A 22,241-nucleotide genomic window follows, 5' to 3' on the forward strand; every position below is an offset into this window, starting at 1 on the left:
AGTACATATGGAATTAGACTTGTTTTTGGGGAGATTTCACCCCTTGGTAGTACACTTGCCCATTGGGTTTATTGTCTTGGCCGTAATTATTGAAAGTATTGGTCTGTTCAAGAAAGATAGGCAGATATATAACCGCATTGTTCAATATGCCCTAATAGCAGTTATAGTGTCCAGCCTTATTGCTATTGCTACCGGACTGTTACTGTCCCAGGGAGGGGAATACAATGCAGAAACACTTGGTCAGCACAAATGGCTGGGGATCGGGGTGGCGGTATTTTCTGTTTTGGTATTAGTTCTTAAAATTAAAATACCTAAGTACGACCGGCAGCATTCCATGATAGTATCTTCAGTATTTATAATCCTTGTTGGACTAACAGGGCATCAAGGCGGTGTGCTTACCCATGGAGAAGAATACCTTCTTACCTATGCCCCGGATGCAATAAAGAATATGGCAGGATTTGAAATTGCGGATTCAAAAAAAGGAATCCTACCTAAAAATCAAGACTCGATCTTAATTTACGGAGATATTGTTAAACCTATGTTCGACCAAAAGTGCGCCTCCTGCCATAATAATGATAAACAAAAAGGAGGTCTTAATCTTGAAGGATATAAGGACTTGTTCACAGAGGCGGAAAGTGGATATCCAATTGTACAGGGCGTTTTGGAAGAAAGTGAATTATTTAAGCGCATAAGTCTACCATTGAACAATAAAAAATTTATGCCTTCAAAGGGCAAGCCCTTAAGTTATAGTGAACTGAAAATCCTTGAATATTGGATAAATACGGGTGCGGATAGCTTGGCAGTGTTCGACCATAACAGTATGCCAAGGGAATTGTTGCAGCTCATGATCAGGGATTATAATTTGGACTACAATCCCAGGCCCTATGTTGAAACTATTGTGGTTGAGGAAGTTGATCAACAAAAAGTAGCGTTATTGACCGAAAATGGATTTTCGGTCAATAGGTTGGGAGAAGATAATTTTTTATTGGATGTAGGTTACGACGGATCAATTATAGGACAGGAACAAATTGAATTATTGAAACAAATTGGTGAAAATATTACCTTTTTGAACCTATCCAATTGCGGACTGACTGATGCTATGCTGGCCAAGTTGCCCGAATTGAGGCATCTTACCAAAATTGACTTACATTCAAATCCGATCACCGATAATGCAATGCAGCAATTACAAAAGTATATGCATTTGGAAGTGATCAACCTTTATGACACGGAGGTTTCCGACCAAGGTTTAAAATTGTTGTTGGATATTGATTCTTTGAGAAGGTTGTATTTGTGGAAAACCAAGGTAACCCAGCAGATGGTCGAGGAAAACAGTAATAGTGGAAATGTTTTAATTGATCTTGGTGGTGCCATCTGAATCTATACTCAATGGAATAATTATCGCTATTATATAACTTCATTCAACACAAATGTTTGATGTGTAGAAAGCAAATTGTTGAACATATAAATTGATTATATCCTGTATTTGTCCGCATAGAAGGTTGCCGATTAAAATGAAAACTAAATTTTTTTCCTTTGTTCTTGATTTTCAGGCTAATATATTGATACTGAACATTACTTTAGAATATTCAGGTATTTCAATCTCAGCTGCACTTCTGAATCCTCAGCAACCGTTTTGGATATGCTGTCCAACTGAATATTAAATTTATAGTTGTATTTGCCCGACTCCATAAGTACCACCGAATTTAAAATTAAAAGCGCCTCACTTGGTTTTTCGGATTCGTACAAGGAATTTGTCATCACGGTTGAAGGGTTCAATTTCTTTACGATGCCTAGAAATTCGGCTGCTCGCACCCTGTTAATTAGCTCTGTGTCCTGTGAGGCCATTTCCGTAATCTGGGATTCCATTCCCATGGCTTGCTGCCCAAAAGCACTACAAGCGATAATTGCCCAATATCTTTCCCATGGATCGGATGACTTTAGGGCGGTGGTAAGGGAATTCTTGGCATCATCAAAATTCAATAGGTTTAAATCGGCAATTTCAATATATTTTTGAATTTCGTCTTTATGCTTTTTTCCGAATTGGGCAGGATTTTGGAACGCCTTCTCAATCAGGAAGTGTTCGGGATAGAAAGATAGATCAGGCATTTCTTTTACCCAAGAAGCGAGTTTTTCTCGCATGTTAATAAGTGTAGAGCTATACGCTGGATCATCTGCCAAATTCTTTGTTTCATAGGGGTCGGCATCAACATCAAAAAGCATTTCTGGGGCACGTTTTTCAAAAAAAGCGGATTGCACCTCATTGAGTTTACCATCGTTGTACAAGGACTGCCATTCCTGATAGGCCAATTGCTTGTAACGATAGTTGTTCATTAGTCCGTCATAATTAAATGGCTGATAGCTCCTTATGTATTTATACTTCCCTTTTCGCACAGCCCGAACCATATCATATTTTTCATCAAACCTATCGGCATAACTATAGGTCTCATCACGGGAATTCAATTCCTCACTCTCTATATCCTTGCCTAAAAAGGCGGTTCCATCTATTTCTTTGGGAATATTAATACCAGCAAGATTTAAAATGGTTGGAGCCAAATCTATAAAACTCACGAAACCATTTATGGTGCTACCTATCTGGTTTTTTACTAGATGTCTATATTTTTTGGGAACATGGACCACCATAGGGACATGTAGTCCGGTTTCATAAAGATATCCCTTACTTCCTGGCAATACGCCACCATGATCACCGAAGTAAAAAATGAAGGTGTCATCCAGGCGACCATCCTCTTTTAGTTCCTTAATAATCTTCCCTACCTGGCGGTCCATCTCCCTGATTTTATCACGGTACAGAGCATTCGTGTATTTAAATAAGTCGGTGTTGGGATGATTGGGTTGAATTTTGAAGGAATTTATATCCGTTTCAGTAGCAATAGTATCCATGCCCTGAGCAGTAAAGTGCATGCTGGATTCATGGGAAACCCCAATATTAAAAACATGAAAAAAGGGCTGTTGTTCCGCCCTGTTTTTCCAGCTGGCCTTCTTTGAAGATTCGTCCCAGACTCCTTCACTTTTAATTATATTGTAATCCTCTTTGCTATTGTTGGTGGTGTAATAACCGGCCTGTTTTAAATAGGTGGGAAACATTTTGAGTGAATCGGGCATGGGAACAACGGCCATCTTTCTATGAAATTGGGACCCGATACGAGGTCCGTAGCAACCAGATATTATTGCCGAACGGGCAACACTACAGACCGGGGCATTGGAAAATGCCCTACTAAAGATCAAACCTTCCTTGGCTAGCGCTTCAATATTTGGGGTATGAATTCCATTATCATCAAAAAGCTTTTGGTAATGCTTAGAATTGTCCTCGGAGGTGATCCATACTATATTTGGGGGCAGCTCCTCTTTTGGTTTTGTTTGGCAACTAATAAGAGTGATGGCACACAGAAGAATTATGCAAATCTTGAAAATTATGCTATAGTTATTTTTAAACATTGGAGTATACGGTTTGAATTTATGGTAGGCTATTTTTGGCACATGATTATTGTGAAAGTCCCCAATATAGCAAATCTTCCATATCCGCGCTGTTTTTGTGATGCGTTTACTGTCCTTGCATCAAGTTCTTTAATGCATTAAATATTCTGCGTTCACTATTTTAAATAAGCCTAATTTTATGGGAGAACTCACGTCAAGAAGATATTGACTCTTAATTATACCCGCAAAACCCTTATTTTTAATGAAACAAATGTAAAGTATACATATACTTAATTAATTCGAAAAAATAATAATTGCCAATTATGAAAAACAAAAGAACCCGAATTGTTTCAGCTATCTTTTTATCGTTATTGTTTTTATCCACCTTTCAGTTAATTTCTCAGGAGCACCTTGATGTGGACCATCAAAAGAAAATGCATGAGCGCAATGCGATGGGAGACGGCACTACATTGAAGGTTTTACTCTTTTCCGGTACGGGTTGGTTCCGCCATCCGGACATTCCCATAGTAAATGGATGGATTGTACGGCTAGGTGCCGAACACAATATGCAGATAGATGTAAGTGAAACTGGAAGTGATATTTCCAAGGAAAAACTGAGCTATTATGATGTATTGCTGTTCAACAATGCAAATGTTCTTGATAAAGTTTTTAATGAAGGGCAACGCACTGCCATAGAGGAATGGTATAAAGCAGGGGGAGCTATTGTTGGTTTACATGCATTGTTGGTGCATCAGGAAAACTGGCCTTGGATTATGGAATTGGGAGGTTGTGATTTCAATAGTGATTCTGAATTTCTAAAAGCTAAATTGGTGGTTGATCCCACGGCCATGGATCATCCTGCCGTTAAGGGGATGGGTAAAGAGTTTTGGTACGAAGCAGATTGGACCAACCACACCAACTCTGTTACAGGTTTGCCGGGCGTACAGGTTTTACTCAGGGTAGACGAATCCACATACGAACCGGTTAGAGAGTATTTCAAAACTAGAGGAGGCGTAGCAATGGGAAAGGATCATCCTATAGCATGGACCCGAGTTTGGGGCGGAGGAAGATTTTTCTATACAGAGTTGGGTCATGACATTCGCTCATTGAATACGGATTTTGGACGACAACATCTTATAGAAGGAATAAAATGGGTAGTGAATAAAGAATGATAAAGCTGCTCATAATTTCTTTGAGGATTTATGCAGTTGAAGTAACAGGTCATTAGAGCTTTTCCTATTTTGGTATAGGTGCAGTTATTTTGCCTTTCTGGTCATTAAGAAGTGCATAAGGCAAAAATATTTGAAGTTTATCCTTAAACCGTTTATATTTATTCTCTTTAACAGAGAGTTTTACAAATACAAACAACCAAATGAAAGCATTACCATTATTTTCCCTTTTTACACTATGCCTTTTGTCGTTGCACAGTTGTGCAGAGAAAGAAAACAAGAAGCCCCAGAAACCCAACATCCTGTTCATCATGTCCGATGACCATGCTTATCAGGCCATAAGTTCATATAGTGACCACTTGATCCAGACCCCAAATATTGATCGTTTGGCCAAGGAAGGCATTCTGTTTAGAAATGCCAGTGTTACCAATTCTATCTGCGCGCCGTCCAGGGCGACTATTCTTACAGGGAAGCATACCCATATCAACGGAAAGATTGATAATCACAATCCTTTTGATACCACCCAGGTTACTTTTCCGCAACTGTTTCAAAAGGCGGGTTATCAAACGGCCATGTTCGGGAAGTTGCATTTTGGAAACAATCCCAAAGGAGTGGACGAATTTATGATTCTGCCAGGACAGGGACATTATATTAATCCGGATTTTATCACCCAGAAAGGAGATACTACCATTACGGGATATGTAACTGATATAATCACTGAAATGAGTCTTAATTGGTTGGACAAAAAACGGGACCCCAATAAGCCTTTTCTTTTAATGTACTTGCATAAGGCCCCCCATAGACCATGGTGGCCAAGAGCAGATAAGTTTAAGGAGTATACCCAAAAAACATTTCCCTTGCCGGAGACCCTTTTTGACGATTATAAGAATAGGGGCACTGCGGCCAAAACTGCCGAAATGAATTTATTGTACCATATGCAGTATAGCCATGATAGCAAAATCTGGCCAGAAACCTTGGAGGCCATGGGAGGCGTAGAGCCATTTGTTGAAGGTTCACAGGCAGATGTTTACAACGAATTCAATCGTGGAAATGAAGAACAAAGGCAAGAATACAAGCCTATTATCGATGCTATAAACCAGGATTTTATGGAGAAATGGCCTTCGATGACAGACAAGGAAAAAATGACCTGGAAATACCAACGGTATATGCAGGATTATTTGGGCAGTATTTCTTCCGTGGATGATAATGTAGGAAGAGTGTTGGACTATTTGGATGACAACGGCCTGGCCGAAAATACCATAGTGGTCTACACTTCTGACCAAGGGTTTTATTTAGGGGAACACGGTTGGTTCGACAAACGTTTTATTTATGATGAATCGTTTAAAACCCCATTGCTGATCCGCTGGCCCAATGTAATTAAACCGGGGACCACTGAGGAAGAAATGGTACAGAACCTCGATTTTGCCCAGACGTTTTTGGAGGCGGCACAAATAGAGGCCCCAGCTGATATGCAGGGTGAAAGTTTAATGCCATTGTTAAAGGGGCAAAGCGACCAATGGAACAGGGAGGCCGTTTATTACCACTATTATGAGTATCCCAGTGTTCATATGGTAAAACGTCATTATGGCATTGTTACAAAGGAGTACAAATTGGCACATTTTTATTATGACGTAGATGAATGGGAATTGTATGACCGTAAAAAAGATCCCAAGGAGTTGAACAATGTCTATGATGATCCAGACTATGCCGAGGTCGTAAAAGAACTAAAGGAAAAACTGGCCAAACTTCGGACAAAATACAAGGATTCCAAAGAACTGGATGATAAGTATATTGAACAATCCAAGAAGTATTAAAGGATTCCATTAAATTAAATAAGCTTCAAAAAAATAGCTGGCATTTTGCCCGCTATTTTTTTGTTAAATGGCCTTGATAGTGCTAGACTTTATAGAGTGAATATTTCATAAATTAGCCGCTTACGTAAAGATTGGATGCTTAAATTTTGTAGTAATAAAGCTTAGGATCGGTTTTGTAAATTAAAACACCTTATATCCTTGATTATTTCATTATTTAGGTAGTTCATGCCTAATTTTTAATCATTTTTAGTTTATATTGGTTTATGCCGTTTTTTAATGTAAAAAGTACTTCCCTGTTCATTACTATTTTTTACATCGGCATTTGTATTGCTCAGAATAGGTCAGTTAATTCCAATAATATCTCGCTCGGCCCTAAGAACCATCCTACTATTAATAGCCTAAATAAATGGAACAATACTCAAATTGCTCCTGAATTAAAATATAAATTTCAGCAAATTGACAATTCCCAAGGTTTATCGAATAGTTCCATTAATACAATTTTTCAAGATTCGGATAACCTCTTATGGATTGGCACGTGGGATGGTTTAAATCGCTATGATGGTAGTAAATTCAAAATATTCCGTCCAGAGCTAAATAACGAGAATAGTTTAAGCAATCAGGTGATACTTAAAATTGATGAAGACAAATCTGGTCAAATTTGGGTGTCAACAATTCATGGAATAAACAGCTATGATAAGAAAACAAATACCTTTCGGCGTTATTATTTTACTAGAATAAACAATCCTCCAGTCTCAGAATCTGAGTTTAACATGGCACTTGATGCAACCAAAACTGTGTTCTGTGCCGTGAAAGATTGGGGTATGGGCTACTTTTATAAGGACGGTTTTCAAAAATTGAATTCCCATAATCTCCCTACGGAGGCTGTGAAAAAGATGGTATTCACTGCTTCAGGAGATTTGCTTCTACAGTATATTAATGGCGAATTGTACCAATTAAAGATAACTACCGAGGAAAATGATCAAAAAAGCATATCAAGTATTGAGATGGTTTCTGAAAATGTTCATGAATTCGGAATAATCCAAAATCAAAAATTATGTATTATTTCTAAAACCGGAAAGGTAGAGATATGGTCATTGTTGGATCAAAGTTCAGTTGTAGTTGACGAAAGGAATGTTACAAACGTAATTGGAAATATATCTGAAGGTCTCATACTATCCAATAAATCTGAATTTTTGATTATTGATATTTCAGGAAATAGAGTTGATCTTCCCTGGAAGAAATTCCTTCAAGACCAAAAGATAACCACTATTTTTCAGGGAAATGAAAATGTTATTTGGGTAGGTACCGATGGGGAAGGAATTTTTAAGTTATATCCCATCCGAAAATCATTTAATCTAATTACAAAGGCTGAAGTGCCCGAGTTCAGTGAGGGTATTATAAGAACATTTACCGAGTCTCCAGGCAATTCTTTTTGGGTTGGAACCAAAGGAAAGGGATTATTCCGCTTTCCGTCAAAATTTTACGAGAATGTTAATGAGTCTTTAGAGTATGAAAATTTCAATCAAAATAATAGCGGTATTAACAATTCGGTTTATGCATTGCATAAAGGAAGGGACAGTTTAATCTTTATAGGAACCGATGGGGAAGGAATAGATGTTTTTGATTTAAAAAAATCACGGATTGTAAATTGGTCCCAAATAATGGAAAGTGACCAATGCGATTATTTTAAGTCAACTTATGCTATTTATCAAGACAAGAAAGGCTATATATGGTTGGGTACCAATGGTTATGGAATGATTCGCCTCAAAATTGATCGCGACGGAGAAAGGCTTAAAGTCTCTCAATTCAAGAAATATGCGGCAGGCGAATTTGAGGACAACAGTTTAAGCAGTAATATTATTTTTTCAATTCAACCTAGGAATGAACGTGAACTTTGGGTGGGAACTAGGTTAGGTGGCTTAAACCTTTTTAATAAGGAATCGAACTCTTTCAAGATTTTTAAAAATAAAAGAAACGACCCGCAAAGCCTATCCAATGATGATATTCTTTGCCTATATGTAGATTTAAAAAGTAAGCTTTGGGTGGGGACCAGTTTCGGGTTGAATTTATTACAGGAAATAGGAAATGATGAAGAGGCAAATTTTAAACGCTATACCGTAAAAGACGGCCTGCCGAACAACACGATTCATGGGATTGTTTCTGACAAAAGATCAAACCTTTGGATAAGCACTAATTTTGGTTTATCCAATTTTATAATCGATGAATCCAGATTCATTAATTATACCGAAAATGAGGGCTTACAAAATAATGAGTTTGCGGATGGTGCTTTTTATAGGGATACTGACTCGGATTTTGTATTTATGGGAGGTATAAAAGGCTTTAATTATTTTTTGCCTTCTGAAATAGAAGAGGATCTTTTTGTTCCAGATATCCTTATCGATAAGATAAGTGGGCAAAATAAGGAAATACCTTATTATCAAAATCTAGTAGTTTCTCCAAACGCTATCTCCTTTCCCTCCATTAATTTAGATCACGATGAAAATTATTTCGACATAGATATTGCCGCCCTAACCTATATCCACAGTGAAAAATGTAAATATGCCTATCAGCTTATTGGGTTTGACAGCGAATGGGTGAACATCAACAACAGAAGAAACATTTCCTTTACCAATGTACCACCTGGTAAGTATTCTCTGTGGTTGAAATGGACCAATAGCGATGGTGTTTGGAGCAATCCAACAAGAGCTATTGATATAAAAATAGATCCAATTCTTTGGCGAACAAATGTGGCATATGCGGTCTATTTGCTGCTTTTTCTTCTTTTGCTTGTGTTGATTTACAGCTATTACCAGAAAAAGCAATCTTTAACTCAAAATATTATTCATCAAAAAAGGGAAGAAGAGATCCATCAAAATCGTCTTACTTTTTTTACGAATGTGGCACATGAGTTTCAAACGCCTTTGACTTTAATTACCGGACCTGTTCAAAAACTTTCTGAAATGGTTGGTTTAAGTGAAAAGAACCAGAGGTTTATAAATATGATTGAAAGGAACTCCTCTAGATTACTCTTTTTAACACAACAATTACTCGAATTTAGGAAAGCTGAAAGCAATTATGTAGAGGTACGGGTCAGGCAATTTGATCTAGTGAACCTAATAGAACAAATTGCCGAATTATTTGATGAATGGGCCATTCAGAAAAATATTGAATACGAATTGGACATACCATCATTATTGGAAGGTTGGTTTGACAAGGACAAAATTGAGAAGATTGTATTTAACCTACTCTCCAATGCCTTTAAATATACTCCGGATAATGGAAAAATTAACCTAAAGATATTTATTGAGGAGGATTTTAATATTCTAAATATTATTGTATCCAATTCAGGAAAGGGCATTGCAAAAGAAAAATTGGATCGTGTATTTACCAGATTTGTATTATTGGATGAGAGTAAGGATACGGACACAGATAAGTTTAGGACTGGTATTGGCCTGGCATACGTGAAAAGTCTGGTGACAGTTTTAAAAGGTGAAATTACAGTTTCAAGTGAAGTCGATAAGAAAACTTCGTTTCATGTTTTGCTACCCTGTAGTAAGGTCAGCTTTCAAGATACGGAATTGGAGGAGCATTCAGGTCAAGTAAATATTTCATATCATTTAAAAAATATTCTGGAGGACGTTTCTAATAATTCTGAAGATATTTCAAATAAATTAACGTCCCTTGATGTCCTTCAAAATAAACGTAAAGTGGTGTTGATTGTCGAAGATGAAAAAGATGTTAGGGTATTTTTAAAAGAATTACTAATTGAAAAATATAATGTCTTGACAGCAAATAATGGTGCCGAGGCCGTTGATGCTATCAAAAAGGAAATGCCGGATATAATTATCAGTGACCTTATGATGCCGGAAATGGATGGGATGGAATTATGTAAAAAAATAAGGAGCAATGTTCTTACTTGTCATATTCCTTTTATTATGCTAACCTCAAAAAATTCGGTTATCCATAGTATTGAAGGTTTGGAAAGTGGGGCCAATTCCTATATTCCAAAACCATTCCATCCTGATTATTTGCAGGTGAAAGTCCAAAATCTTCTGGAGGAAAAGGAACTGATGTTGAAACATCTGTCCAAAGAAACGCCCATTGAAAGTCTTACAAACAGTTTGGAACATGATGAGGAGAAGGACTTTATGAAAAAGGTGGTAACTTTTATTCAAAGCAATATTGAAAATGAAAACCTTCAAAGTTCATTAATTGAGAAAGAGCTGGGAATAAGCAGTTCCCAACTCTATCGAAAAATTAAATATTTATACGGTTTTTCTCCCGGAGATCTAATACGGACTATTAGATTGAAACATGCTGCTACCCTGTTGAGGGAAAATATCCTAACCGTCTCACAAGTTTGTTATCAATCTGGGTTCAATAATCGCTCTTATTTTTATAGGGAGTTTAAGAAAATGTATAACATTACTCCTAAAAATTATCAGCTTAAGTCGAGGTCCAATTTATAAAATCTTCACAATTTATTGATAATCAGTTGTTTGCACTCAGGTGTACAATATTGATTAAATAGTGTACACCTTTTAGTGTACCCTCCTTCTAACTTTACTTCAACTTAAAACGAGCTTTTTAAAATCACCTAACAATTTATTCCAACTTTCTAATCGGAGTAAAAAAGTGATCTACTTAATTAACCAAATTTAATTGTAAAAACAATTCTTATGAAGATGAAAAATTTTATCAGAAAGCTAATTTTTTTAGGGACTTTCCTTTTCGGGAGTTCCTTGTTGGCTCAGACCATTACCGGTATTGTCTCGGATGATGAAGGTCCTCTTGCCGGTGTAAATGTTATTATTGAAGGAACATCGATCGGTACTTCGACAGATTTTGATGGTAATTACACCATATCCAATGTAGATACCAATGCAGTGTTGGTGTTTAGCTATATAGGATATGAGACACTAAGGGTTCCGGTTAATGGAAAAACCCAGATTATTGTTACCATGACCCAAGGTGCCAATGCATTGGACGAAGTGGTTCTTGTAGGGTATTCTACATTAAAGAAATCAACTTTGACCGGGGCTGTTTCTGTGGTAGATGTTGATGACTTGGGGAAGGCCCGTACATCCAATGTTGCCCAAGCCTTACAGGGGCAAGTTGCAGGCGTGCAGGTAGCATCCAGTAGCGGTGCACCAGGCGGAGGGATTCAAGTTCGGGTCCGTGGCGTTGGTACAATAGGGAATAATGACCCATTATATATTGTGGATGGCGTTCCATCGCGTGATATTACTTTTTTAAATCAGTCCGATATAAAAACGATGTCGGTTTTAAAAGATGCAGCGGCAGCTTCGATATATGGTTCAAGGGCATCAGCAGGAGTTGTATTGATTACCACAAAAAGTGGTTCAATAGGAAAAATGAGACTTGAAGCCGAGTACTGGTATGGGGTTCAATCTGCTTCCAACCTTCCAACCATGCTAAATGCTGAACAATATATCAATACTACCGAGAAAGCATGGAACAACACATATACTGGTGCCAATCCGTATACCGCCGATAGGGGTAGGGCAGATTTTGGAGATACTGATTATTTGGACGAATTGTTCGAAGGAGGAAGTTCGCAAAATCTACAGTTGTCCGCAAGTGGAGGAAGTGAAAAAGTTCAGTTTTTAATGTCCATGGGATATTATGGTGAGAACGGTATAGTAGTATACGATAATGACAAGTTCCGAAGATTAAATTTTAGAACAAATATCAATGCTGAGCTATCCGATAGATTAAAGGTTGGCGCCAACGTGCAATTGTCCTCATCAACACAGGACAAAGTTCCTTCTACAGGTGAAAGTTTAATAAGATTTGCGTTGTTAAGGGCTCCTGTAATACCACTTTTTAAAGATGTAAATGATCCTACCTATTCTGAAAGAGACCCTTTTACCGATATGCCTTTCTTTACGCCCACCGGTTATGATCAAGGGTTGAATAGAACCATGTATGAAATGGTTGGAAACCCTATAGCGCAAGCTTATTTTTCGGATGATCAGACTAGAATATTTAAAACATTCGGCAACGTATATGGTCAGTATTCATTTTTACAGGATAAAGAACTAACATTTAGGTCCAATGTTGGGGTAGACCTTACCTTTTTTCATGACAAGACTTTTAATGAAAATTTCGGAGATGATGACGGAGGTGGAAGTGCCATCGACCAAGGGTTGGGAAGAAGAAACAGGCCCAATAATTTAAGCGAGAGAAGAGGGGAATCATTGGCCTTAACCTTTAGTAATACCTTAAATTATAATAAATCGTTTGGTGAAAAACATGACTTCAGTGCAATGATAGGTACTGAATATGTTACTCAGACAGAGTCGGATATATATGCTAGTAGGTTTCGTTTCCCGTATTCAATAGACGAATTTAGATATTTGTCCTTTGGAGGTGAAGGACTCGATGAAAATAACGGAGGTGCAGGTACTGAATCTGCTCTGTTTTCCTATTTTGGGTCTACCACATATTCATATGACAATAAATATATGGTAACCGCCAATTTAAGAGCGGATGCATCCTCAAAATTTGCAGAAAATAACCGATGGGGGTATTTTCCATCTGTTTCTGGAGGTTGGACGATATCACAGGAAGATTTTTTAAGCGAAGTGGATTGGATGTCCAATTTAAAATTAAGAGCTAGTTGGGGTCAATTGGGTAACCAGAATATAGACAACTACACCTACGCAGAACTAATTGAACAAACGGAAGGTATAGTTAGAAAAGTACGGTACGGTAATCCTGATCTAAAGTGGGAAACTACAACTCAGACCAACTTGGGAATCGACCTAGGTCTTTTCAAAAATAAAATAGGTTTTACTGCTGAATATTTTGACAAAAGTACAACAGATATATTATTGCCAATAGGCTTGCCCGGTTTCCTTGGAGATTTGCAACCTACTATTGTCAATGCTGGTGAGGTGAGTAATAAAGGTTTTGAATTTTCCGTCAATTTTAGAAATTCAGAAAGGGAGTTTAAATATAATATCAACGCCAACCTTTCAACAGTAACCAACAATGTTGAGAAATTGCACCCAAATGTCCCCAATATAGTTAATAACGAATCCAGAACGGTTGTTGGTCAGCCTTTGGATGCTTATTACGGATATAGAATGGAAGGTATTTATCAGAACCAAGCAGAAATAGATAGTCATTTATTTTTGGAAGGGAATTCTAAACCGGGGGACATTAAGTTCAAGGATATTAATGGTGATGGCAAAATAAGCCCCGATTTTGATCGCGAATTTATAGGGTCTTCCATACCGGATCTTACCTATGGTGTCTTCTTGACCGGGGAATATAAAGGATTTGATATGTCCATGCTTTTTCAGGGTGTTGAAGGTATCGACAGGTATAATGATGGAAAAAAAATCATAGATTTTGATACAAGGCCATTCAATTACACTACAGCTATTTTAGGGGCATGGGATGGTGAAGGCAGTACCAACAGTATTCCAAGAGTGGCTTTTGAAGATAACGGTAGTAGTAAGGTCTCCAGTATTTTTGTTGAAGACGCCTCTTACTTCCGTTTGAAAAATATTGAAATAGGTTATACCATAGATGGCATCAAAGGATTTGATAGCGCACGACTTTATGTATCCGGTAAAAATCTACTTACTTCCACCAATTATACAGGTTTGGATCCCGAAGCATCGGATTTAGTGGATAAGGGAACATATCCATTATCTACATCCTTCTTGTTTGGTGTTAATGTTAAATTTTAATTTAAAAAAAGGTAATCATGAAAAATATATTTAACAAAATACTAATTGTCCTTTTCATATCATCGCTTGCAGTGGGCTGTATGGACGAATTGGAAAAAGAGCCTATAGGGCTGCTAACGGAAGACATCATAGACAACGACCTGGCTTTGGTAACCCTAGAGGCTTCGGTAGGTTCAATTTATCAACCGCTAAAAAACACCTTAAATGGAGTTATACCAGGCTGGAGATGGGATTTGGGAACCGTATTTAGAAATGATATTGTGTTGCAGGACATCGCAGCCAATGATATGAACAAAAAATGGAATCCAGATGGGGATCAACCTTGGATGGATGAAGTGGGCAACTATACTTTTACGCCAGAAAACCAAGCTTTTAACGGAATTTGGGTCTATGACTTTATTGGGGTCAATAGGGCCAATCTTGCTATAGGATTTTTATCCGATGCAGCTACCGTCCAAAGCGCTGGAATGACCGAGGCCCGTAAAAATCAACTTTTGTCTGAAGCACATTTTCTAAGGGCTTACTACTATTTTGATTTGGTAAATAACTTTGGGGATGTACCTCTGATCAGTGCAACTCCAGATTCTTTTGAGGAAGCATTGGCGGTGGCCATTAGGGCACCTAAGGAAGAGGTTATGGCCCAGGTAAATTCCGATATTGCCCTTGCAAAATCCTTGTCGTCCAACGCGAAGTACCCAGATCCAACCGAACCTTGGAGGGTTTCAAAAGGTGCTATTATTGCATTACAGGCCAAAGTTGCATTGTTCAATGAGAATTGGTCTTCAGTGCTGACTTCAATTACCGAATTGGATGCCCTGGGAAACTACAGTCTCAATGCCAATTATTTCGACAGTTTTAACGCCGATATGGAATTTTCTGATAATGAAGTGATTTTCGCCTACGACCATCGTTCAAACGAAACACCTAACAATACCAACGGTTTAAATGATGTAATCGGATGGGGATTTTTTGCGCCAACGGATGATTTTGTAGCCGCCTTTGAAGCTAATGATCCAAGATTGCTATATACTACAACAGCCGATCCAGATGATAAGCGTTCCTTTAAGATTATTGGTTCCACTACCGATAGGATTGATTATGGTAATAGAGTTTTTATACGCTACGCAGATGTGTTGCTATGGAAAGCTGAAGCACTTAATGAAACTGGGGATTTTACCGGAGCTGTAGATATTATCAATCAAATAAGAACTAGGGCTAGGACCAGTGCTACTGCAGACGGTTCAATAGTGCCCCCTGGAACATTATTGGATAGACCTGCATCAACCGATACATCGGAAATTGCAACATGGATAATGTCTGAAAGAAGGGTGGAATTAGGTTTCGAATCCCATAGGTTCAATGATCTAAAAAGATGGGGAACTGCAAAAGCGGTATTATCGGATTTGGGTAGAAATTTCCAAGACCAAAATTATTTATTCCCAATTCCCCAAAGGGATATTGATAAGTCTGGAGGAACAATCACACAGAATCCAGGGTATTAAATAGAATTGATAATATTAATAATTGAGTTGATAGTTGAGTTTTAATAAGTTGAGAAGCAGTAAGTTGTTAGAGTACTGCTTCTCTTTTTTACCCAGCTCCGATTTAAAAAGAAACGAAAAATGACAGATATTGCAAATAGATATAGTGAAAATCCTTTGTTGTCGCCCAAAGATTTAAAGGCAAGCAATGAGAACATGGTTATAGAATGTTTGCTAAATCCTGGGACATTCGAATTTAATGGTAAAATAGGCCTCTTAGTGCGTGTTGCCGAAAGAACTGTCAAAAAAGATGGCCTTGTATCCGTCCCATTTTATAATAACCTTGGAAAGGTAGAGATTTTGGATTTTAAGCTCGATGACCCCAAATTGGACAGTTCGGACGCAAGGGTTATTAATTATGACGGAGTGGATTACCTAACCACTATTTCCCATCTTAGATTACTTTTCAGCGATGATGGAATTACATTCTCCGAGGCGGATGAATATGCAGCACTCTTTGGTGAAGGGGAATACGAAAGTTATGGTATTGAGGACTGTAGGGTTTCAAAAATTGATGACATCTATTATCTAACCTATACTATGGTTTCTCCCAACGGAGTTGGTGTTGGCTTGAGAACTACCAAAAATTGGAAAGACTTTGATAAAAAAGGAATGATTTTCAGTCCACACAATAAGGACTGTGCCATTTTTGAAGAGAAAATCAATAACAGGTTTTATGCACTGCATAGACCAAGCAGTCCAGAATTAGGTGGAAATTATATTTGGACCGCTGAATCACCCGATGGGGTTCACTGGGGCAATCACAAGTGTATTGCTAAAACCAGAGCTTCCAAATTTGATAGTAAAAGACTTGGAGCAGGAGCTTCACCTATTAAAACTAAAGAAGGTTGGTTGGCAATCTATCATGGGGCAACAGAGCAAAATAGATATTGTTTAGGGGCTTTGTTGTTGGATTTGTATGATCCCTCCATTGTAATTGCAAGGTCTGAGGAACCGATTATGGAACCATTGGCCGAGTATGAAAAAACTGGATTTTTTGGTAATGTAGTTTTTACGAATGGCCATACAGTACATGGAGACGAAATTAAGTTGTATTACGGAGCTTCGGATGAACATGTATGCCTAGCAACTCTTTCCATTAAATCAATTTTAAAATCACTTAAAAAATAATGGGAGTTGTAGCTAAAATTGGACTGAAGGATTTCTCAAGGAGTGCCAAAATATTGATTTTAACAAATTTGGTCTATGCATTTGTAATGCCTGTTATAGATATTTTTGTGGCATCCTATATTATGCGCAACTCCAATGATCCATCAAAGGTTATGCTATATCAATTGGCTATATATACAGGTATACCTATAACTTTTTACATAAATGGGTATTTACTTAATCGTTTCAATATAAAAAGACTATTTTCTCTTGGGATGCTACTAAGTGGGGTATCCATGGTTTTTATGATGTCATTAAAAGAGATTTCTTATTCTGGCTTGGTTTCCGCTGGATTAATAATGGGGATGTCTTTTGGTTTGTACTGGTCCAATAGGGATTATTTGGTACTTGCAACCACATCTGATAAAACTAGAAATTTTTATTATGGTCTTGACACATTCTTTTATACCACCACGGCAGTTTTGGTGCCGATAATTATTGGGTGGTATCTAATGAGTGGAGATGATAGCAGCAACGAAGGGGTAAATTCAGGGTATAAGGTGGTGACGGCCGTTGTCTTTGTTTTTACAATCATCGCTTCTGTTATTTTTCATTTTGGAACGTACGAAAAGCCCAAGAGCGAGAAATTTCTATATTTCAAGTTTCATAAACTTTGGAACAAAATGCTTCAAATGGCTTTGATAAAAGGATTGGCTCAAGGGTTTATAGTGACGGCCCCTGCCATCCTAATGATGAAATTTTTCGCATCTGAGGGAGCCTTGGGTACTGCCCAATCCATTGGAGCAATTATAGCGGCCGTAATAATGCTCATTTTGGGTAAATTATCAAAACCAAAACACCGACTCATCATCTTTAGTTTTGGATTGATTTGTTTCTTTTTGGCATCCTTGTTCAATGCGGTATTATTTAGTTCGGTCGGAGTGATCATTTTTATCTTTCTCCTATTGATTGCCAGACCCATTTTGGATATAGCCTATTTTCCCATTCAACTTAAAGTAATTGATTTATTGTCCGAATTGGAGAACAGAAACGAATTTGCCTATATACTAAATCATGAATTTGGATTGTTCGTAGGTAGGCTTATAGGAGCTGGTACATTCCTAGGTATCGCATTTTTTGGGGATGCCGATATCGCTTTACGATATGCTCTATTAATTATAGGAACATTGCAATTATTGGCCATAGTAATTGCAAAACAATTATTAACGCAACAAAATAAACTAGAAAATGAAAGCATTTAATCTTCATCTTATCCTATTTTCCATTTTAGGTCTTGGTTTAAGCTCATGTAATGAGGCAGCAAAAGAGAATTTGTTTGAGGAAGCCAATCCAATAGTTCAAGTAGGTGTTCAAAGGATTGATTCTATGCCAAATATGCCAAAACCGTTTAAAATTTTGGATTTCAACACCTTGGCTAAGGAATATGACAAAAAGGTGTACGATGAAAATCAAACCGGAAAATATTGGCCATTAATTTGGAAAGATAATTCTAGAAAAAACTTTGACCAGGAAACTTACGGAATCTACACTGCCATGGGCGATGTTAGACAGGGTAAAGAACATTATGAAGGCATTTTTCATGAATCACTTGCAAGTATTGGATCTGTGCTTGGTGCAAGTTTGGTGGGGATTGATAAGTCGAATCAAAATGGTGGAAACTATGTACGCATGTTAAAAAATTACTACAACAGTGAAACCAATTGGAATATAATGATGAACAATACCAGTCCTGAAGTGGCCCAGCTTGGAGGAGGATATGCTAGGGATTGGTGGTATGATGTTTACCCCAATGTTATGTTTTATGCCGTCGCCGATCTTTATCCGGAGGTAAATGAATACGATGATATTCTTCGCTCAGTGGCGGATAAGTTTTATGAGGCGGACTCGGTGTTAAATGGTAACTACGATTATTCCTTTTTTGATTATGCTACCATGCAACCTAGCAAGACTTGGATATGTACACAACAAGATGCAGCAGCAGGTCATGCGTACGTACTATATGCGGCTTACCAAAAATTTAATGACCCAAAGTATTTGGAAGGTGCCAAATCATCATTGGAGGCACTATTAAACCAGAAAGAAAATTATTTCTATGAAATTTTGATGCCTTTCGGCGCTTATGTCGCTGCAAGAATGAATGCGGAACAGGGCACCAATTACAACTTTGCAGAAATATTGGACTGGACCTTTGATGGCACTTCGGCATGCCGAGAGGGCTGGGGAGTGCTGGCTGACAATTGGAATGGGTATGATGTTTCCGGGTTAGTGGGGAGTACCACACATAATGGAGGTTTTGCTTTTTTAATGAATACATACGACACCATGTGGCCCCTTGTTCCTTTGGTGCGTTATGATCAGCGCTATGCGAACACTATCGGAAAATGGATGTTAAATGCGGCAAATGCTTCCAAGCTATTTTATCCGTATGAAATTCCTGATGACCACCAAACGATTCCTGAGGAAAAAGAGCATACCAAAGGGGTTATCGCATATGAAGGACTAATAAAAAGTTCACATTATGAAGAAGAGGGGTTATACTTGGATATACAGGCTCCCGTTGCCATTGGTGATGGTATGAAATGGAATAAGGACAATCCTAAAGTTTCCCAGTTTAGTGTATATGGTAGTGGACATGTTGGAATTGCTGGGGCCATTATTTCCAAAACCAATGTTGAAAATATACTTCAACTGGATTTATTGGCTACAGATTTCTATCGGGACAGTGCATATCCAAGTTACTTATACTACAACCCAAATGAGGAATCCAAAAAAGTAGTAATTTCTATTGGTGATAAGGATCTAAAAATATATGATGCCATTGAACGTAAATTTATTTCTCAAAAAACGAAATTTGACTTTACTTTTAAGGTTGAAGGGGAGTCATCATGTTTATTGGTTCTAATACCAGCGACGGCAAAAATTAAGGAAGAAGGAGGTAAATTATATGCTGATGATGTTGTTATAGATTATAACTATGATTATGGAATAAACTAAGTTCCCCCTAGAAATATCATTCGCACCTTCATGTGGAAGATTTTCTAGATAACAAGGGAGGCCTCCTACAGGATTAGGATGGCCTTCTTTTGTTTTTTATGGGATTTAGAAGATGTATAGGCAAAGATTCATTGTTTCTATTACTTAGTTATGTCGAAATGATAGGGGAGGTTATTGTTTTAAACAATTACGAGTCCAGGGCTAGCCATTCAAAATCTTCTCAGGCGTAATCGGCAGATCATACACCCGTTTTCCGCAAGCCTTATAGATGGCATTGGCAATTGCCGCAGGAGTTGGAGGCATAGGGACTTCTCCCACACCCTTGGCATCCTCTTCAGGGCGATTGATAATGGCGACCTCCACTTCAGGGATTTCCGAAAATCGTAAAATGGGGTATTTTATCCAGTCTGTGCTAGTGATTTCATTGGTATTGAAAGTCAACTGTTCCTTTAGGGTCCAACTGGCCGCCTGGATCAATCCACCTTCAATTTGATTCGTAATCCCATCCATATTGATCACTTCTCCTACATCTACCGCTGCCCACATTTTAATAAGCTCAATATTGCCCGTGACCTTATCTACGGCAACTTTGGCAGCCATGGCTATATAGGCGTCCGTATTCTTGTACCTCATAAAGGCATAGCCGACACCTTGATTATCCGCTATATTTTGGGAAGCGGTAAGTTCTTTTACCTTCTGGATGACCGCAATGGCCCTTTCGTCCTCCAAATGTTTTAGACGGAAATCCAAGGGGTCTTGTCCCGCCTTTTCGGCCAAGCTATCCATAAGGGACTCTATAGCAAAGATATTGGTAAAAGATCCCAAGCTCCGCAATGACGAAACACGAAATGGCCCGTTGTAATAGTGGGCATTTAGCTTCATATTGGGAATGTTGTAATACGGATCGGCGTTTCTATGGCCACCTCCCAAATATCCTCTCGACTTCATCGTAAAAGGAGTTTCCAAATACCGCGCCGCCAATACCGTCCCAGCATCCTTATTGGGACGTTGGCTATGGGAGTCGGTCCACACATCGGCCTTCCAAGAATTTATTCTATTGTTTTCATCAAGGCTGGCTTCCAATTCGGCAATCATGGCCGGACCATAGGGATCCCATAAATGTTCATCCTGTCTGGACCATTGCACCCGAACATGGGTATTGGGGTATTCCATTGCCAAAAGGGCGGCATCAGTTGCAGCATCATCAGCCGTGCTATGACCAAAACAACCTGCCCCTGGAACAGCTATAATATGTATTTTTTCGGCCTCCATAGACAACATGGTCGCCAAGGCTTCCCTCAAAGGATATATCCCCTGACTATGGGACCAGATGTGCAATACTTCACCATCAAACATAGCCCATCCACAAGCCGGGCCTAAAGAAGCGTGCTTTATATAGGGTTTGGTATATCTCGCTTTAATGGTTTCCACCCCTTTAAAGGCGGCCTCCACATTACCTTCATTCCTTACAGTTTCAGGATCGTTGGCAATTTCTTTGATATGCGTAAACAGATTTTCTATTTGGGGAAAGGGTGCTGAGGTAGTCCATTCAGAGTGGTTCCTAAGGTATTGTTCGGCTTTTATTGCTTGATGTTCCCTTTCGGTAATTACCCCCACAAAACTTCCTTTCACTACCGTTTTAAGGACGCCAGGTACTTCTGCCTTTAAGCCGGTCTCATCAAGAGTAAGCAGTTTTGATTCATACCCAGGTGGTCTTACCACCCTGGCATGCACCATACCTGGAAAGCGTAGATTTTGAATATAGCCCGCCTGTCCCCGAACCATTCCTTCTATATCCGTTCTTGCAATAGATTTTCCAACATAGCGGTGTTCTGCTTTGTTTTTAATGGGTACCGGAACAATTACTTCCTTGTCTATTTGTTCACCTTCGAGGATTTCGGCAAAAGTGAGGGATTTGTTGCCCAGTTTCGACTTAACAATGCCATTGAATAGCAGCAGGTCGTCAATGGGAGTATTTAGTTTTTTACTTGCCAATCCCAGTAATTCCTGTCTTGCTGTGGCCGCTGCATAGCGTACGGACATAGCGCTATTTTGAATGGAGGCACTGGCGCCCGTATAGCCTTCGTTTGGCGTAAGGCCGGTCTCTGCCAGATGCACTTGAACTTTGTCCAAATCCATATCCAATTCTTCTGCGGCAACTTGTTGGATGGCGGTGCGTAGCCCCTGTCCCAATTCTACTTTTCCTGATAATACCCTAATGTTGCCATCTTCCAATATTTCCAACCAAGCGTTCACGGTTTTGGCACGACCTATACTACCAGGAAGTTTTCCGTCATAAGTAGCACGGGAAGCTATAGTAGGGTCTTCCGAGCCTATGCAAGCCCCAAGGAGTGAGAACCCTACACTGATATAACCCATGTTCTTGATGAATTTTCTTCTGGATTGAAGGGGTATTTCGGTCATAGTGTGAGTATA

General features: G+C 38.6%; 11 protein-coding genes. 9 read left to right on the plus strand and 2 right to left on the minus strand.

The genetic code is table 11. The annotated features are described in order from the left end of the window. Nucleotides 1-7 precede the first annotated feature (7 nt). A complete protein-coding gene (locus H4O18_RS16190) occupies nt 8-1,375 on the plus strand; it encodes a DUF2231 domain-containing protein (protein WP_187586461.1) in 1,368 nt (455 codons plus the stop codon). Nucleotides 1,376-1,572: 197 nt separating this feature from the next. Here the strand turns inward: H4O18_RS16190 and H4O18_RS16195 are convergent, their stop codons facing one another. Further along, a complete protein-coding gene (locus H4O18_RS16195) occupies nt 1,573-3,453 on the minus strand; it encodes a sulfatase family protein (protein ID WP_187586463.1) in 1,881 nt (626 codons plus the stop codon). A 302-nt stretch (nt 3,454-3,755) separates the two neighbouring features. Between H4O18_RS16195 and H4O18_RS16200 the strand changes: the two genes are divergently transcribed. The 8 genes from H4O18_RS16200 to H4O18_RS16235 all read left to right on the plus strand — a co-directional run bounded on the left by H4O18_RS16200 (nt 3,756) and on the right by H4O18_RS16235 (nt 19,805). Beyond that, a complete protein-coding gene (locus H4O18_RS16200) occupies nt 3,756-4,604 on the plus strand; it encodes a ThuA domain-containing protein (protein ID WP_187586464.1) in 849 nt (282 codons plus the stop codon). Between the two features lie 200 nt (nt 4,605-4,804). Then, on the plus strand, nt 4,805-6,415 hold the full coding sequence (locus H4O18_RS16205; RefSeq protein ID WP_187586467.1) for a sulfatase family protein: 1,611 nt from the start codon (nt 4,805-4,807) through the stop codon (nt 6,413-6,415). Nucleotides 6,416-6,678: 263 nt separating this feature from the next. After that, entirely contained in the window at nt 6,679-10,884 is a 4,206-nt protein-coding gene (locus tag H4O18_RS16210; RefSeq protein WP_187586469.1) for a hybrid sensor histidine kinase/response regulator transcription factor, read from the plus strand. Nucleotides 10,885-11,094: 210 nt separating this feature from the next. Then, nucleotides 11,095-14,139 (plus strand): SusC/RagA family TonB-linked outer membrane protein, encoded by a 3,045-nt coding sequence (locus H4O18_RS16215; RefSeq protein WP_187586471.1) that lies wholly within the window; start codon nt 11,095-11,097, stop codon nt 14,137-14,139. Nucleotides 14,140-14,156: 17 nt separating this feature from the next. Then, nucleotides 14,157-15,641, plus strand: coding sequence for a RagB/SusD family nutrient uptake outer membrane protein (locus H4O18_RS16220; protein WP_187586473.1), 1,485 nt, complete (start codon nt 14,157-14,159; stop codon nt 15,639-15,641). Nucleotides 15,642-15,761: 120 nt separating this feature from the next. Then, a complete protein-coding gene (locus H4O18_RS16225) occupies nt 15,762-16,811 on the plus strand; it encodes a glycoside hydrolase family 130 protein (RefSeq protein WP_187586475.1) in 1,050 nt (349 codons plus the stop codon). Continuing rightward, on the plus strand, nt 16,811-18,052 hold the full coding sequence (locus tag H4O18_RS16230; RefSeq protein ID WP_187586477.1) for an MFS transporter: 1,242 nt from the start codon (nt 16,811-16,813) through the stop codon (nt 18,050-18,052). The genes H4O18_RS16225 and H4O18_RS16230 overlap by 1 nt, the downstream gene beginning before the upstream one ends. Continuing rightward, on the plus strand, nt 18,039-19,805 hold the full coding sequence (locus H4O18_RS16235; RefSeq protein WP_187586479.1) for a hypothetical protein: 1,767 nt from the start codon (nt 18,039-18,041) through the stop codon (nt 19,803-19,805). The genes H4O18_RS16230 and H4O18_RS16235 overlap by 14 nt, the downstream gene beginning before the upstream one ends. Nucleotides 19,806-20,006: 201 nt before the next feature. Here H4O18_RS16235 and H4O18_RS16240 read toward each other — a convergent pair whose 3' ends face one another. After that, nucleotides 20,007-22,229: a xanthine dehydrogenase family protein molybdopterin-binding subunit gene (locus H4O18_RS16240; RefSeq protein WP_187586481.1), complete on the minus strand. Its 2,223-nt coding sequence runs from the start codon at nt 22,227-22,229 to the stop codon at nt 20,007-20,009. Nucleotides 22,230-22,241: the final 12 nt, after the last annotated feature.

Origin of the sequence: Arenibacter arenosicollis, assembly GCF_014397245.1 — a bacterium.
In the GTDB taxonomy this organism is placed as follows: Bacteria; Bacteroidota; Bacteroidia; order Flavobacteriales; family Flavobacteriaceae; genus Arenibacter; species Arenibacter arenosicollis.